Below are 15,658 nucleotides of genomic sequence, written 5' to 3' on the forward strand. Positions count from 1 at the left end.
CGGCGCAGCGGTACAGGCAGTAGGCAGCATATGTTATTACGAACGATAGCTTTGGCAGGCGGGTTGGCCGGCGCGGCCGCGACATCGCAGTCTCCCGAGTTTTCGCAGCAATATCTGCAACGGCTGGGCGGTGCGGTGGATGCGCTGGGCGAAGTGGTCGCCGATTTCGACGCCTCTGCTACGGCCTCCGGTCTGAGCCGCGAACAAGCGCTGGGACAGATGCAGGGCACCGCGTTTCTGCAACGCCGCGGTGCGGATATGGCCCGCTCGATTGCGCGCTATGAACGGCTGAGCCGTGATCTGGTGGTGCTTGAGGGGCAGGGGCCGTTCATGCGGGCCTACAATGCCGCGCGCTTTACCGATAGTGAAATTGCGCAGGCGGCATGGCGTGCCTATCAACCGGCCATTCCGGTCAGCTTTGCGGGGTTGATATTTGCCGGTGTCGGCTTTGTGCTGGGTGGTTTGGGGCTCGGCCTGCTGATTGGCGTGTTACGCGCGCCGTTTCGCAGGTGGCAAACCGGCTGAATATAGGGCGGATCAATGGCTACAGCGCGCTGTTCCCCGCCTAACGGTGATTGGCGCAGGTTTCGCCGCGTCTAAGCCTTGACCCCAAGTGCCCAAAGCCTCACCTTGCCGCAAAACGCTTTCCGAGTAAGGACCGAAATGGCCTCCAGTACCCCTCCTTTTGCACCGTTTGAATGGATGATCGCATGGCGCTACCTGCGCGCGCGCCGCGCCGAGGGCGGGGTCAGTGTGATGACGTGGATCAGCTTGATCGGCATCACGCTTGCGGTGTTTGCGTTGATTGCAACTCTTGCCGTCAGATCGGGATTTCGGGCGGAATTTGTCGATACGATCCTCGGGGCAAATGCCCATGTTACCGTATACGAGATGGGGGTGATACAGCCCAACGGCGCGGTGGACCGCAATATCCGCGACTATGATGCGTTGGCTGCAAACATTGCCGCAGTTGACGGCGTGACCCGTGTGGCGCCGATTGTGCGCGGACAGGTTATGGCGACCTTCAGCGGTAACAATGCGGGAATGGAGGTGTATGGCATCACCGCCGAAAACCTGAACACCATCCCCCGTATCGTTGACCCGCAAGCCGCTGAAGGAGACATCGCCCGTTTTGGCGAGGGGATCGCAATCGGCTCTGGGGTGGCGCGCAGTCTGGGCGCGCAGGTGGGAGACCGTATTCGCCTGATCTCACCTGACGGCGTGAAAACCGCATTCGGCACCAGCCCGCGTGTGAACGCCTATGAGGTCACGTATATCTTCACCGCAGGCCGGTATGACATCGACCGTACCCGCGCCTATCTGCCGCTGGCCGAAGCGCAGAGCTATTTCAACTCGGAAGGGGCTGTAAACGAGTTGGAAGTCATGGTCGCTGATCCTGACAATGTAGATCGCCTCGGCCCCGATATCCTTGCTGCCGCAGGCGATACTGCACTGATCTGGACGTGGCGCGAGGCGTCATCGGGTTTTTTGAATGCACTGGATATAGAAGACAATGTGATGTTTGTGATCCTGTCGATCCTCGTCTTGATTGCCGCAATGAATATCGTGTCGGGGCTTATCATGCTGGTGAAAAACAAGGGTCGCGATATCGGCATCCTGCGCACCATGGGTCTTTCGGAGGGATCGATCCTGCGGGTGTTTTTCATCTGCGGGGCGTTTACGGGGATTATCGGCACGGTTATGGGTGTGATCCTCGGCTGTCTGTTTGCGCTCTATGTGGATCAGATTTTCGGCATGGTGAACTGGCTGTCGGGGGGCAATGCATGGGACCCGTCCATTCGTGGTATCTATTTCCTACCGGCCAAGCTGGAACTGGGTGATGTTCTGTCTGCTGTCGCTTTGTCGTTGGGGCTGTCGTTTGTGGTAACCATCTTTCCTGCGCGCCGCGCTGCGCGCATGAACCCTGTCGAGGCGCTGCGTTATGAGTGATCCTGCCCTTCGCCTGAATGGCATTACCAAGGCCTATAACCACGGCAAACCGAACGAGGTTACCGTACTGCGCGGCATCGATCTGGCGGTTGCGCGCGGCGAGGTAGTAGCGCTGGTCGCACCGTCAGGTGCTGGTAAGTCAACGTTACTGCATATCGCGGGGCTGCTCGACACACCTGACGCGGGCACAGTGGCGATTGGTGGCACGGATATGACAGGCAAACGCGACACAGCCCGCACGGGTGTGCGGCGGCGCGATGTGGGGTTCATTTACCAGTTTCACCACCTGCTGCCCGAATTCAGCGCGCTTGAAAATATCATCCTGCCGCAGCTGGCCAATGGTGTGGCGCGCAGCGATGCAAAAGCGCGCGCAATGGAATTGCTGGCGCAGGTTGGCGTGGCCCCACGGGCGCAGCACCGCCCCGCGGCCCTGTCGGGGGGCGAACAACAACGCGTTGCCTTTTGCCGGGCTCTTGCCAATGGCCCTAAACTGCTGCTCGCGGACGAGCCGACAGGCAATCTCGATCCCGAAACGTCGGAGACGGTGTTTGCCACGCTTATGGCACTGGTGCGCGATACCGGATTGTCGGCGCTGATTGCCACGCACAACCTTGAATTGGCCGCGCGGATGGATCGCCAGATCCGTCTGGAGCAGGGCGCCCTTAGCGTCTGAATGCCGAGCAGTTTCCGCGAATTCGGCGCGGCGTGACCTAAGTGTCACCACATTTGCGAGCCATTAAGATGGCAATCAGGCACAAAAACAGGTTCCGCTATGTCTCCAATTCTCGTCATGCTTCTTGCATCCCTCGGCCCGATGATTGTCGCCGTGACAGGCTTTAACGATGACGATGATTTATCCGAGGCAGGGGCGGAATTGCCCGAAGAAACGGAAGAAGACCCTGTGGAGATGGTCGACGTCGCGACCTTCATCGAAAACGCGCGCAGTACAGCGGATAACATTAACCCCGTAACGATCAGCCGAGGTACCGATCAGGACGAGGAATTTGCGCCCGAAGTGGATAGCAGCGTGCACCACGATGCGTCTGGCGGACAGGACACGCTGAGCGGATCATCACAGAACGACACACTCGCCGGTGGTGACGGCACAGATATCGTCGAAGGTGGCGACGGTGATGATACCCTGTTTGGCGCCTTTGGCCGTGAAACCCGCGCGGATGATGAACAATCCGATACGCTGGACGGTGGTGCAGGGGACGACACGCTGTTTATGGGGGATGGCGATACAGGCACTGGCGGCGATGGCACTGACGTATTCGTCACCACTCAGGATGCGGTTGAGGTTGTCCAGATCACTGATTTCAACGTCGACGAAGACGTGATCGCGATCGAAATTGAAACCCCCGAAGAGGCCGGCATTTCCGAGCAAGTAGTTGAAGAAAGCGGTCTGCGCATCGAATTATCAACCGGCCTCAGCCTGCGGTTGGAAGGGGTAGCAGCACCTGTGCCAGCGGGAAGCGTGCAATTTGTACCCGTAGCACCGATTGAGCAGGCATAAAGCTTGACGCAGGTGCGCCGCGCTGGTCTTTCTGGATAAACCCGCCGGACCGGAGCCTTTTGCATGCCACAGATCAGCCTTGATGAAATTGAAAACACCGTCCGTCGCGCCTTGGCCGCACACGGTGCCGGCGAATTTGCGGCCGCCGAAGTGGCGCGCGCCGTGCGCAAAGCCGAAAGCGTGGGCAACAAGATTTGCGGCCTTTACTACGTCGAAAGCTATTGTCAGCAATTGCGCACGGGCCGTGTGTCGGGCACCGCAACACCCGCTGTCAGCACGCCCCGCACTGGTGCGGTTGTGGTTGATGCCGGGTTCGGCTTTGCCCAGCCTGCATTCGCCCACGGATTGCCTGTTGCACTGGATGCCGCGCGGCGGTGTGGGGTTGCGTCCCTGTCGGTGGCCCATGCCCACACTTGCACGTCGCTTGGGTATTTCACGGAACAGATCGCGGCGGCAGGAATGATCGGGATCGGGTTCACCAATGCCTCCCCCATCGTTGCCGCCCCCGGTGGGAAAACCCGCGCGATCGGCACCAACCCCATGGCATTTTCGGTGCCGGACGGGCAGGGCGGTCTTGCCATGCAGTTTGATCAATCAACCACGACCGTTGCGCTGGGCAAAATCACCATGGCGAAGGCAGCGGGGCAAAGCATCCCCGAAGGTTGGGCGCTGGATGCAGACGGCAACCCGACAACCGATCCCGATGCGGCGATCAAAGGATCGCTTGTTTCGATGGGCGGCTACAAGGGCTGGGGCCTCGGCCTGATGGTGGAGGTGCTGGCGGCGGCGATGACAGGCTCTGTCCTGTCGCGTGACGTGAAACCGCTGAAAGCGCCCGAAGGCGCGCCGCATGATTTGGGGCAGTACTATCTGCTGATCGATCCGACGGTCAGCCCCGATTTCGGAGATAAAATCCAGACTCTCGCAGACCATATCGCACAAGACCAAGGTGCGCGGATGCCGGGGCAAAACAAGGCCACTATGGACCCCGTCGAAGTGGGCGAGGAAACTTGGCAACTGATCACATCGCTTGCGGCGGGCTAACCCGACGCTAAGCCAGTTGCGTTAGCCAGACCCCGATTGCCATGGTGCAAATGCCTGCCGCCCGCGTCAGGCTAACGGGTGAGATTTGCGCGCCGAACAGGCCGAAATGATCAATCAGCGCGGCAGAGAACAGCTGCCCCAGCAACACAAAGAACACCGCATTGCCCACACCGAAATGCGGCGCGATATAAGTGATGCTGAGTATGTAAAACGCTACCAGCACCCCCGCGAAAAACAGATGCTTGGGCGCGGCGGGTAGTTTGGCAAACCCTTGTGGCGCCATGACCAGCGCAACCACCAGCGCCACAGAGAACGCGATGATAAACAAAACCGTTGCCGCCGCAGCGGGAGAGCCGACACGCGCGCCCAGTTGCGCGTTAAGCGCGGCGAGTACCGGTATTCCCACACCCGCCAGCAACATGATCAATGCGTATTGTGCCATTTTTTCTCTCATTTCAATTTAAGCCTCAGCTGCAAATCTGCTTCAGGTCCACACCATCCCACGGCAAGCCAACATCATGGGCGGGGCTGTGCGGCAGCGGCGCGACGGGCATCACCTGAGACACCAGCGCATGTAGCCGTTTTGTGCGCGCGCCCTGGGGCTGCAGGGCGCGACAGCACACGAATTCTTCTACGATTGAGCCTTGCTGCTCGAACCCGAACTCCAGAAACTTGTGGTCTTTCAGATCAAACAGGTAGGGATCACCGCCGGGGCTATGCTCGGACGCGGCTTTCAGCGGGGAATAGCCGGTCAGCTTGCGGTTTTGCCACTGCCAGACGTGAGTAAGCTCGTGACCGAGCAACATTGCGGCCACCAGCCCGATGCGATCAGGATAGTCGGGCAGATAATCATCAAGGAACCAGTCCTTGTCGAACAATACTGTATTATACAACGCAACCGCCGCGGGTTTGGTCTTTATGATTTTTTCCTCGGGCGGATTGGGCGGGAAAATCAGCTCGCGGCAGGTGGTGCGCGGCCTTGGTTTGCGCCGGAAGGTCACCGCGCGGGTTGGCGCACCGTCATGCAACCGCACCCGATCCATGTTGAGGGTCGAGCCATGAATTGTCGCGGCAAAGGCACGCTCCGCCTCGGTAAGGGGGCGGCCACAGGCGGCAAGAAACAGAAAGATCACAAGAGCGTAGCGCATGGCCATATTAAGGCGCTGCGCGATGGACGATACAACCCCAAATGAGGCGGAAGGTGGTGATGTTTGCACAAAGTTAATCCTCAACCGGCAAATGTTTGATCCAGATTAAGGCGGGCGTGGGAATGTCGTGCCATGCTGGAGAAAACCTGGATGGAGAGCGCTATGAAACTGGTACTTGCAGCAGCGACAACACTATTTCTGGCCCCTGTCATGGGCAGTGCGCAGGATGTGGAAAACGGCACGGCGCTTTACGATCAGCACTGCGCGGTGTGCCATGGCGCCGATGCCCGCGGCAAAGGCCCGCTGGCCCCCGCACTGATCGTGCAACCGCCGTCCCTGACAGAGCTGACCAAACGCAACGATGTCTTCCCCACAGTCCGCGTGGTGCAGCGCATCGACGGCAGCGACCCCCTGGTCGCCCACGGCTCCCCCATGCCGATCTACGGCCCGTTTTTTGAGGAGAAAGACGCGGTGATCAAATCGGAAAGCGGCCAGCCGATTATGACCAGCATCCCGATTGCGGATTTGGTGGCGTATTTGAAGCATGTGCAGGAGTGAGGGGGACTTCACAGACGATCTTACCTTAAAGTGCTTCAAGAAAAAGTAAGCCATGCTATTGAAGTTTTTACGACCATGCACAAATAGAATTTACACTGGCGGAACCATGGCATGTGCGGATCATATGTAATGATTATCATGTGTTGTTGGTATGGCGGATTATCCACTGTGAATATCGGATGATTGATTGGTTGGGAACAGCTGCATTGCAGCAAGGAAGCCGGTGTAAGTTAAGGAGGTTCCTTATGAATAAGAGAACCAAGAACTACCTTCGTCTCGCTCGTAAGTATGGGCCATGGATCATTACCGCACTCCGGTTTATGAAGTTGGCCTACGACTTATTGAGCGAGACGCCTAACTATGCCGGACGAAAATTACCAAACGCGCTTTGAACTTAAGCCTGGTAAGTGGGTTTTTGTGCAAACGAAACAGAGCGCGTTAGATGGAAAAGTTATTGTCGAGGAATTGTTAAAAAAATGGCAGCCAGCCACGCACTATTATCATTTTGGTAAGCGTGGCGGCCATCTTGGTGCGCTGCGAGCGCACAGCGTTTGTAAGTTTAGAGCGAGTTTAGATTTAAAGAACTTCTTTTCTTCTGTTAGCCGTAACAAGGTTTCTAAATCTCTGAAATCGATTGGCTTCAATCAGAAAGATTCGTTTGATATCGCTAGAAGGTCTTGTGTAGAATTTGGCGGTAAGCGGTTCATCCCATTTGGATTTATCCAGTCCATGGCATTGGCGACACTTGTGATTGATCGCTCAAGGCTTGGAAAGACCTTAGATAACCTGCGTTCAAACGGAACCTTTGTCTCGATGTATGTTGATGATCTTCTAATTTCGTCAAATAGCGAAACAGAACTGTCCGACATCTATGAAATGCTTGCCAGAGAGGTTTTGTGTGCTGGTTTCGAACTTGCGAAAGAAAAGTGCATTTTGCCTACAGAAAGCCTTGACGTATTCAACTGCCGAGTCGGTGAGGGAACACTTTCAGTAACGGAAAAAAAGAATGGAGGCATTCCGAGATCAGCTTTTATTTGCGAATGAGGATTCAAGAGATGCAATTCTGCGCTACGTGAGCGTGATTAACCAGAACCAAGCTAAGCAGTTGGAAAAATGATTCAAACATCCAACTCCTCCACAAACCGCGCGTTTTCCTGAATGTACTGGAATCGCAATTCCGGCTTTTTCCCCATCAGCCGCTCTACCAGATCGCTGGTTTCGCCGGGTACGTCTTCATCCACCGTGACGCGGATGAGTTTGCGGGTGGCGGGGTCCATTGTGGTTTCTTTCAGGTCTTTTGCGTCCATTTCGCCCAGACCCTTAAAGCGTTGCAGGTCGATCTTGCCTTTGCCGCCAAGGCCTTTCTCCAGATACGCGTCCTTTTCCGCATCATCCGCCACATAGACGCGTTTCGCCCCTTGGGTCAGGCGGTATAGCGGCGGGCAGGCGAGATAGAGGTGGCCGTTGTCGATCATCGGGCGCATCTGGGTGTAAAAGAACGTCATCAGCAGGGCCGCGATATGCGCGCCGTCTACGTCCGCATCGGTCATAATGATAATCTTGTCATAGCGCAGATCGTCGAGCTTGAATTTCGTACCCATGCCCACACCCAGCGCTTCGCACAGATCGTTGATCTCGGCGTTGGTGTTCAGTTTGCCCGAGGCCGCGCCAAGCACGTTGAGGATTTTCCCTTTCAGGGGCAGCAGTGCTTGGTTCACACGGTTGCGCGCACCCTTGCCCGAGCCACCGGCGGAGTCGCCCTCCACGATAAACAGCTCCGTCCCCTCGCGGGTTTTGGAGGTGCAATCGGTCAGCTTTCCGGGCAGGCGCAGTTTTTTGGTCGCGGATTTGCGCGCTGTCTCTTTTTCCTGACGCCGCTTCAGGCGCTCTTCGGCGCGCAGGACAAGGAAATCAAGGATCGCGCCCGCGGATTTTGTGTCAGCCGCCAGCCAGTTATCAAAGTGGTCGCGCACGGCACCTTCGGTCATTTTCTGCGCGCTTTCGGAGGACAGGCGGTCCTTTGTCTGCCCCACAAAGGCGGGATCGGCGATAAAGCACGACACCAGCGCGCAGCCGCCCGACATCAGATCTTCGCGGGTGATTTGTGCGGCCTTCTTGTTGTTGGACAACTCGCCGTAGGCCTTGATGCCTTTCAGGATCGCCGCCCAAAAGCCTGCCACATGGGTGCCGCCCTCAGGGGTGGGGACGGTGTTGCAGTAGGACTGGATGAAGCCGTCACGCATCGGGGTCCAGTTGATGGCCCATTCGACCTTTCCTGCCTCGCCGAACTTTTCGCTGAACTCGACACTCCCCGCGAAAGCGGTCTCGGCATAGGTGGTGGCCTTGTCCAAGGTTTCGGTCAGGTAATCCGCCAGACCGCCTGGAAAGTGGAATGTCGCCTCTTGCGGGGTGTCGCCGTCGGGAATTTCGGATTTCCAGCGGATCTCAACGCCGGAAAACAGGTAAGCCTTGGATTGTACGGATTTGTACAGCCGCGAGGGTTTGAAGCGGTGGCTGCCGAAAATCTCTTCATCCGCGTGGAAAGTAACAGTGGTGCCGCGCCGGTTGGGGGCCGCACCCAGTTTTTCAACAGGGCCGAGGGGTTTGCCGCGTGAAAACCGTTGTTCGAACAATTCACGGTTGCGCGCAACCTGTACAACCATGCTGTCCGACAGCGCGTTCACCACGGAAGAGCCTACGCCGTTCAAACCACCTGACGTCTGATACGCCTTGCCCGAAAACTTGCCGCCTGCGTGAAGCGTGCACAAGATCACCTCAAGCGCGGATTTGTCGGGGAATTTCGGGTGTGGATCAATCGGGATACCGCGCCCGTTGTCGCGAATGGTGATTGAGTAATCGGCGTGCAGTTCCACCTCGATCCGGTTGGCGTGGCCCGCGACCGCTTCATCCATCGAGTTATCGAGAACCTCGGCCACCATGTGGTGCAGTGCGCGTTCATCGGTGCCGCCGATGTACATGCCGGGGCGTTTGCGCACAGGCTCCAGCCCCTCCAGCACTTCGATGGAAGAGGCGTTGTATTCGGTAGGCTCTGGGGTCGCGCCGGAAAGAAGATCGGACATGGGATGCGCCTGCTGCTGTTGCTTTTGATTGGGGCCATTTTGACAGGTCCAGAGCGGGTGGGCAATCGCCCGGCGCGTTTTATCCCCAGCCAATTGTCCTTGGCGTGAAAGAGAATGTTTGTTTTGGAGGTTCAGGTGCCCCTTGCGTGCAAGCGGCAGATGTTTTCAGGCTGGTCAGTGTTGTTGTTCATGCCCTTCAGCCCGTCGTTAGAGCCATCCCAGTACGGCATCTGCGACCTCACGCGGTTTCTGGTGGTGCAGCCAATGGTCAACCCCCGCAATCTCGACGCGTTTAAGGTCCGGGGCATAGTCCTCCAGTCCTTTGGTTGTTTCAGGCAACAATGCGGTGTCCGCGCTGCCCCAGATTAACAGATGCGGACATTGTACCTGAAGGCGCGCAGGATCAAACGTCAGCCCGTCAATCGCTTCGCCTGTTGCACCGATCTTCAGCGGTGATGCGCGATACCAGTTGATCATGCCACGCAGGCCCGATGCGTCACGCCACGCGGCCTTGTATCCGGCCAGTGTTTCACCGCGCAGCCAGTCCATATCCATATTGGCCGAGAATAGCCCCATCAGCCGTGAAAAATCATCCGCTGCCAGAATATCCTCCGCCCCCTCGCGGCGCAGAAAATGGATATATTGTGAGGCGTCGGTTTGCGCGCCGCCCTTCGCCAGTTCGCGTTGGAAAGGAGCAGGGTGAACGCCGTTCATTATGACCAGCTTTGACACCAGATCGGGCCGCCCGATGGCAAGCGCATAGGCAACCGATGCGCCCCAGTCATGGCCCAGTACAATCACCGGCTCCTCTCCGATCAGTGCGACGATATCGGAGACGAGCAGCGAAGTTTTGTACTTCTCCACTTCTGACGGACGCCAGCTTTGCCCATATCCGCGCTGGTCGGGCGCGATGCAGTGAAACCGTGTGGAAAGCAGCGGTGCCAGATCGGCCCAAGCACCTGAATATTCGGGAAATCCGTGCAACATTACGATCTTCGGCGCGTTCTTGTCGCCCCAGTGGCGCACAAAGAATTCCTCGCCGTTCAGATCCACCGTTTCTGTCCAATTTTCTGGCATCATTTCACCCCGACCTAACCACACCGCTCTGATGGTTCTTGCGGCCAGCCTAGGCCAGTGAAGGCGGTGTGCGCAATCGTCATGGCCGCGAATGACGTAACATCACTGAAATTGGCGTTCGGGCACTTCTCATCTTTCGCCGCAGCCTTATTCGGCCTAGACATGCGGAATGCTGAAAACCATGTCCACTGCCGCCCACATCCGTGCGATTGCCGTTCTTGGCCTGCCGTTGATCGGCGGGCACCTTGCGCAGATGGCGATCGGCGTAACCGATACTGTCATGTTGGGCTGGTACGGGGTAGAGGCGCTGGCGGCTGTTACGCTTGCCTCGACCTATTTCTTTACGCTGTTTATTTTCGGGTCGGGTTTTGCGTTTGCTGTTATGCCGATGGTGGCAAGTTATCATTCTGCTGACGATACGACGTCAATTCGCCGTGCAACGCGTATGGGACTATGGCTTAGTTTCGGGTTTGCATTGCTGGCACTCCCGCTGATGATCTTTTCCGCGCCATTGCTGCGCCTGATGGGTCAGGGGGAGGACGTTGTCGCGCTTGGATCGACCTATCTGTCAATCGCGGGATGGGGCATTATGCCCGCGCTGTTTGTGATGGTCCTGAAATCTTATCTGGCAGCGCTGGAGCGGACGCAGGTTGTGCTGTGGATCACTATTCTTGCGGCGATTACCAACGCTTTGGTGAATTACGCACTGATCTTCGGAAACTGGGGGGCGCCCGAACTCGGGGTGGCTGGTGCGGCGATTGCATCGCTCAGCACGCAGCTTGTGTCACTGGTTGGTGTGGTGATCTATGTGCGGCTGGTCCTGCCCGAACATGATTTGTTTCGCCGCATGTGGGTTGCAGATAGTGATATGCTGGGGCAGGTGTTCCGGCTGGGCTGGCCGATCTCTCTCACTTCGCTGAGCGAGGTCAGCCTGTTTGCAGCTGCTGCTGTGATGATGGGCTGGCTGGGCACTGTACCGCTGGCGGCCCATGGCATCGCGATGCAGCTTACCTCGATCACGTTTATGGTTCATCTGGGTCTTGGAAACGCGGGCACGGTGCGCGCTGGCAACGCCTATGGCCGCGAAGATCCGCCGCATCTGGCGCGCGGTGCGTGGATTGTCACTGTGATGTCGCTTGTCTTTTCGTCTGCCACAGTTGCGGTCTTTATCCTGTTCCCCGAATTCTTCATCGATATCTTTATTCTGGAGGATGAGCCGGCCCGCGTCGAAATCACTCAAATCGCTGTCGGCTTTTTGCTGATGGCTGGCCTGTTCCAATTGGTGGACGGGGCGCAGGTTATCGCGCTCAGCACCTTGCGCGGTGTGCAAGACACCCGATTGCCGATGGTTTTTGCCGTGCTCAGTTATTGGGGCATCGGCGTGCCGACATCTTATGTGCTGGGCTTTACGCTGGGGTTTGGCGGGATCGGCATCTGGGGCGGTCTGGCGATTGGGCTGGGCGTCGCAGCACTGCTACTGAACGGGCGTTTCTGGTTCAAGGTGCTGCCCGACATCACCCGCAAGTTCAGCCAGCCCTAGCTTTGCGTCAGCCGTGCGGCCTTTTTGCGTACGAGAGTGCTGCGCAGATCATGCATGGCAAGCAATAGCGCGTCCGTCACCGCCTCCAGCTGATCATCGGTAGCGCGTGACTGTGCCCAGTGGGTGGTTGTGTTGAGGTAGTCAACAGCGCGCAAGATATCGTCAATCTCGCGGTGGGCGAGGGTGCGGGCGCGCTCTTCCATCCAGTTCTTGATGGCTTCGATGTCCTGGGGCGACAGCGTGCGGTCCCCGTGCGCCTTGATCTCGCCATTGCGCATGTTCAGCACGGCAATCTGGTCCATCTCAATCCGGCGTTGGCGGTTTTCGGTATCCAGACGAAAAACAAACGCACCATTTTCGCGAACGCGAAAGTAATAGTCGGGCAACATGTCGGCCATCTGGATCGTCCTAACTTGTCTTCTACATCGACCCGATTAGCGTAAAACCGCAGTCTGCACAGATTAATGTTACTTTTGCCTCTCATACAGGGGTTTTCAGGAAGATGCCAAAGAAACGATCGACCGATACTGCAATCGCCCGCTGCATGACGGGGCTTGAGAAAAATTTGGATTTATTGGCCAAGCGTCACGTTCCTCAAGAACCCAAAGACGGAACTAAACGTGCTGCGCAAGCGATTGAGAACTTCGGCCTTACCCGCATTTTCGCCGCCGCAGGCGTATGGCTGTTGTCGTCACGGTCATCAGCTTCTGGTTCGACCAAGCTGCCTGTCGTGATCAGTGGATAGCGCATAACAAGGAGGCCGAAAAAGAAAGAAGGCTGCGTGAGAAAGGCTCTACGACTTCGGCCATCCCTCTAGGTGGCGGCGAAGCAAAAAAATGGGATGCAGCACGAGCCCAATAGTTTGATGTGATGCCAATGGAACAGCGTGGCGCCAATGATTTTGGAAACCGGTGCCCGAGCAGGTCTATAATTGTGGTTACCGATATTGGCATGTCGAACCATTGTTGCGCCCCCGCCTCCTAAAAATGAAAAAGGGCGGGGGTGGCTAAATTTTACGACAGCTCTGCACAAAAAGCGGTAATCCGCTTGCAGGCTTCTTTCAGGTTTTCATCCGAGGTCGCATAGCTGATGCGGAAATTCGGGCTAAGGCCAAAGGCTGCGCCGAACACAACCGCGACGCCGGTTTCTTCCAGCAGTGCAGTTGCAAAGACCTCGTCGGATTCGATAACCGTTCCTGCAGCGCTGGTTTTTCCGATCAATCCCGCGATGGACGGATAGACGTAGAACGCACCTTCGGGAACGGGACATACGATACCGTCAATTGCATTCAGCGCGCTCACAACCAGATCGCGGCGACGCACAAACATTTCATTGTTGGGTGCGATAAAATCCTGCGTCCCGTTCAGCGCTTCAACTGCCGCCCACTGGCTGATCGAGCAGGGGTTGGATGTGGATTGTGATTGCACCTTACGCATCGCCCCGATCAGCTTTTCCGGCCCTGCGGCATAGCCGATGCGCCAGCCTGTCATGGCGTATGCTTTGGATACACCGTTTACTGTAAGTGTGCGGTCATACAGGTCCGGTTCTACCTGTGCGGGGGTGCAGAATTCGAACCCGTCATAGGCAAGGTGTTCATACATATCGTCAGTCATCACCATCACATGCGGATGGCGCAGCAACACATCTGTCAGCGCATTCAGCTCGTCCCACGCATATCCGGCACCTGTCGGGTTGGAGGGAGAATTAAAGATCAGCCATTTTGTTTTCGGGGTGATTGCTGATTCGAGTTGTTCGGCGGTCATTTTGAAATTCTGCTCGATACCACATTCAACGATCACTGGCGTGCCGCCTGCAAGCAGTACCATATCGGGGTAGCTGACCCAATAAGGTGCCGGAATGATGACTTCTTCGTCGGGGTTCATGGTTGCCATCAACGCGTTGTACAGAACCTGCTTGCCACCGGTTGAAATGCTGACCTGTGAGGGCGCGTATTCAAGCCCGTTGTCGCGCTTTAGCTTGGCGCATATCGCTTGCTTGAGTTCAATAATCCCGTCAACAGCGGTGTATTTGGTCTTTCCCGCGTTGATCGCTGCAATGGCCGCGTCTTTAATGTTTTGTGGTGTGTCAAAATCAGGCTCGCCTGCACCCAGCCCGATCACATCACGGCCTGCGGCCTTGAGTTCCTGCGCTTTTGTGGTGACGGCGATTGTGGGGGATGGTTTGACGCGGGCAAGTGTACGGGAGAGCAGTTCCATTTAGGCCTCATTACGTTATATAGCGTTAAATCCACTCATAGGGGGTGGCCCCCCGCAGTTGCAAGCGCCTTTGGCGCGATTAGGAGTACGCAATGACCGTCACGGAAAATTCCGACACCCAGACAGACTGGTATAGTCCCGATGCAGCCACTTTCGGGGACCGTGTTGCGGCCGCGCGCGATCTTGCCGGTATGTCGCAGGCCGTTCTGGCGCGCCGTCTGGGTGTGCGGCTCAGCACTTTGCGCGCCTGGGAAAATGACACATCCGAACCCCGCGCCAACCGGCTTTCAATGCTGGCGGGGCTGCTGAACGTGTCGATGATGTGGTTGATCAACGGAGAAGGCGAAGGCCTAGACGGAACAGAAGAAGCGGGTGTGCTGCCACAGGACGCCGCCGAAATACTGGCGGAAATGCGCACGCTGCGGGTTGAGATGGCGCAAAAAGCCAAACAGGTTGCCCGACTGGAAAAGCGCCTGCGCGCAATGCTGACGGAACCGCGCGATGTTTGAAATGCCACGCCCCGAGCGCCCTGTGGGCGAGCCGCGCGACGTGCGCATCAAACGTCTGGCCATGCGCTCCATGCGGCGCGGGATCAAGGAAATGGATTTGATCCTGTCCGCCTATGCGTCTGACCGTTTGGGCGGTATGTCTGCGGAAACGCTGACGCTGTATGATGATCTGCTGGATGAAAACGACCACGATCTGTATCAGTGGGTTACAGGGCAGTTTGCCCCCAAGCCCGAATTTGCGGTTATGATCGAAGACATCCAGAACCATATTTCCAAAAGCTGAGCCGGATCGACGGCTTTTAACGAAATATTCTGCTTTATTCTGCAATCTGACGTCAGAGCCATAAAATGTCGGAGAGTAGTATGAGCATTCTGGATCCCATTGGTCTGCCAACCAATGAGAAACCGTCCCCCCCCGAAAAAGGGTTTATGACCGGATATCTGGAGGCGCTATCGCTTGTCGAACGTCTGCACCGGTTGCTGCTGGATGTGATCAAGGACGAGTTCGAACGCGTTGGCGTTCTGGAGATAAACGCGGTTCAAGCGCTTTTGCTCTTTAACATCGGTGATCACGAGGTGACAGCGGGGGAATTGAAAAGCCGTGGGTATTATCAGGGCAGCAACGTCAGCTATAACCTCAAAAAACTGGTCGAAATGGGGTACATGCACCACCAGCGCTGCGAGATCGACCGGCGATCCGTACGGGTCCGGCTTACCGAGAATGGCCGCTATATCCGTGATGTGGTCGCAGAGTTGTTTTCGCGCCATGCAGGCGGCTTGGAAGATCGTGGTGTGCTGGGGCCGGAGGGGATTGTTGAAATCACCGCTTCTCTCAAGCGGGTGGAGCGCTACTGGACGGACCAGATCCGCTATATTTATTGATGCGGCACGATAGCATTGATTTCATCGGCTTTGGGATCGGTTAGAACGGTTTCGCCCAGGAACGGCGTCACTTGTGAGGAGGCTTCCGGTTTGTGAGGGGGTTGGGGCGCTGCCCCGTCTTTGGCCTGGATGGCCAAA

General features: G+C 56.9%; 18 protein-coding genes. 12 read left to right on the top strand and 6 right to left on the bottom strand.

Annotated features, from left to right (window positions below):
• Positions 1-30 precede the first annotated feature (30 nt).
• From OS189_RS00590 to OS189_RS00610, 5 genes are all read left to right on the top strand, one after another.
• On the top strand, positions 31-525 hold the full coding sequence (locus tag OS189_RS00590; protein ID WP_267165342.1) for a DUF2937 family protein: 495 nt from the start codon (positions 31-33) through the stop codon (positions 523-525).
• Between the two features lie 138 nt (positions 526-663).
• Positions 664-1,950 (top strand): lipoprotein-releasing ABC transporter permease subunit, encoded by a 1,287-nt coding sequence (locus tag OS189_RS00595; RefSeq protein WP_267165343.1) that lies wholly within the window; start codon positions 664-666, stop codon positions 1,948-1,950.
• Entirely contained in the window at positions 1,943-2,623 is a 681-nt protein-coding gene (locus OS189_RS00600) for an ABC transporter ATP-binding protein (protein WP_267165344.1), read from the top strand. The genes OS189_RS00595 and OS189_RS00600 overlap by 8 nt, the downstream gene beginning before the upstream one ends.
• Before the next feature lie 99 nt (positions 2,624-2,722).
• Complete coding sequence (locus OS189_RS00605; RefSeq protein WP_267165345.1) at positions 2,723-3,466, top strand: calcium-binding protein; 744 nt, start codon at positions 2,723-2,725, stop codon at positions 3,464-3,466.
• Positions 3,467-3,529: 63 nt separating this feature from the next.
• Positions 3,530-4,510, top strand: a complete 981-nt coding sequence (locus tag OS189_RS00610; RefSeq protein WP_267165346.1) for an Ldh family oxidoreductase — start codon at positions 3,530-3,532, stop codon at positions 4,508-4,510.
• A 7-nt stretch (positions 4,511-4,517) separates the two neighbouring features.
• Here the strand turns inward: OS189_RS00610 and OS189_RS00615 are convergent, their stop codons facing one another.
• Positions 4,518-4,952, bottom strand: coding sequence for a DMT family transporter (locus OS189_RS00615; RefSeq protein ID WP_267165347.1), 435 nt, complete (start codon positions 4,950-4,952; stop codon positions 4,518-4,520).
• Positions 4,953-4,977: 25 nt separating this feature from the next.
• Complete coding sequence (locus OS189_RS00620) at positions 4,978-5,664, bottom strand: hypothetical protein (RefSeq protein ID WP_416237447.1); 687 nt, start codon at positions 5,662-5,664, stop codon at positions 4,978-4,980.
• A gap of 156 nt (positions 5,665-5,820) precedes the next feature.
• Between OS189_RS00620 and OS189_RS00625 the strand changes: the two genes are divergently transcribed.
• Both OS189_RS00625 and OS189_RS00630 read left to right on the top strand, forming a co-directional pair.
• Complete coding sequence (locus tag OS189_RS00625; protein ID WP_267165348.1) at positions 5,821-6,216, top strand: c-type cytochrome; 396 nt, start codon at positions 5,821-5,823, stop codon at positions 6,214-6,216.
• A gap of 360 nt (positions 6,217-6,576) precedes the next feature.
• Positions 6,577-7,260 carry a reverse transcriptase domain-containing protein gene (locus tag OS189_RS00630; RefSeq protein WP_267165349.1) on the top strand — a complete coding sequence of 228 codons (684 nt, stop codon included), beginning with the start codon at positions 6,577-6,579 and terminating at the stop codon, positions 7,258-7,260.
• A 74-nt stretch (positions 7,261-7,334) separates the two neighbouring features.
• Here the strand turns inward: OS189_RS00630 and parE are convergent, their stop codons facing one another.
• Both parE and OS189_RS00640 read right to left on the bottom strand, forming a co-directional pair.
• The gene (gene parE, locus OS189_RS00635) at positions 7,335-9,296 is read right to left on the bottom strand and encodes a DNA topoisomerase IV subunit B (protein ID WP_267165350.1); all 1,962 of its coding nucleotides are present in this window, start codon (positions 9,294-9,296) and stop codon (positions 7,335-7,337) included.
• Positions 9,297-9,503: 207 nt separating this feature from the next.
• The gene (locus OS189_RS00640; protein WP_267166035.1) at positions 9,504-10,373 is read right to left on the bottom strand and encodes an alpha/beta fold hydrolase; all 870 of its coding nucleotides are present in this window, start codon (positions 10,371-10,373) and stop codon (positions 9,504-9,506) included.
• A 169-nt stretch (positions 10,374-10,542) separates the two neighbouring features.
• Between OS189_RS00640 and OS189_RS00645 the strand changes: the two genes are divergently transcribed.
• On the top strand, positions 10,543-11,913 hold the full coding sequence (locus OS189_RS00645) for an MATE family efflux transporter (protein ID WP_416237432.1): 1,371 nt from the start codon (positions 10,543-10,545) through the stop codon (positions 11,911-11,913).
• Here OS189_RS00645 and OS189_RS00650 read toward each other — a convergent pair.
• Complete coding sequence (locus OS189_RS00650; RefSeq protein WP_267165352.1) at positions 11,910-12,311, bottom strand: hypothetical protein; 402 nt, start codon at positions 12,309-12,311, stop codon at positions 11,910-11,912. The two genes, OS189_RS00645 and OS189_RS00650, sit on opposite strands and share 4 nt — an antisense overlap.
• Positions 12,312-12,415: 104 nt before the next feature.
• Between OS189_RS00650 and OS189_RS00655 the strand changes: the two genes are divergently transcribed.
• Complete coding sequence (locus tag OS189_RS00655; RefSeq protein ID WP_267165353.1) at positions 12,416-12,658, top strand: hypothetical protein; 243 nt, start codon at positions 12,416-12,418, stop codon at positions 12,656-12,658.
• A 268-nt stretch (positions 12,659-12,926) separates the two neighbouring features.
• On the opposite strand, the gene OS189_RS00660 is transcribed toward OS189_RS00655, so the two are convergent.
• The gene (locus OS189_RS00660; RefSeq protein WP_267165354.1) at positions 12,927-14,129 is read right to left on the bottom strand and encodes a pyridoxal phosphate-dependent aminotransferase; all 1,203 of its coding nucleotides are present in this window, start codon (positions 14,127-14,129) and stop codon (positions 12,927-12,929) included.
• 92 nt (positions 14,130-14,221) lie between these two features.
• Between OS189_RS00660 and OS189_RS00665 the strand changes: the two genes are divergently transcribed.
• From OS189_RS00665 to OS189_RS00675, 3 genes are all read left to right on the top strand, one after another.
• Positions 14,222-14,638 carry a helix-turn-helix domain-containing protein gene (locus tag OS189_RS00665; protein ID WP_267165355.1) on the top strand — a complete coding sequence of 139 codons (417 nt, stop codon included), beginning with the start codon at positions 14,222-14,224 and terminating at the stop codon, positions 14,636-14,638.
• Positions 14,631-14,921 carry a succinate dehydrogenase assembly factor 2 gene (locus tag OS189_RS00670; protein WP_267165356.1) on the top strand — a complete coding sequence of 97 codons (291 nt, stop codon included), beginning with the start codon at positions 14,631-14,633 and terminating at the stop codon, positions 14,919-14,921. Before OS189_RS00665 ends, OS189_RS00670 begins: the two co-directional genes overlap by 8 nt.
• An 80-nt stretch (positions 14,922-15,001) precedes the next feature.
• Positions 15,002-15,520, top strand: coding sequence for a MarR family winged helix-turn-helix transcriptional regulator (locus OS189_RS00675; RefSeq protein WP_267165357.1), 519 nt, complete (start codon positions 15,002-15,004; stop codon positions 15,518-15,520).
• Positions 15,521-15,658 lie beyond the last annotated feature (138 nt).

The sequence above is a fragment of the Sulfitobacter sp. F26169L genome (genome assembly GCF_026410285.1).
Classification (GTDB): domain Bacteria; phylum Pseudomonadota; class Alphaproteobacteria; order Rhodobacterales; family Rhodobacteraceae; genus Sulfitobacter.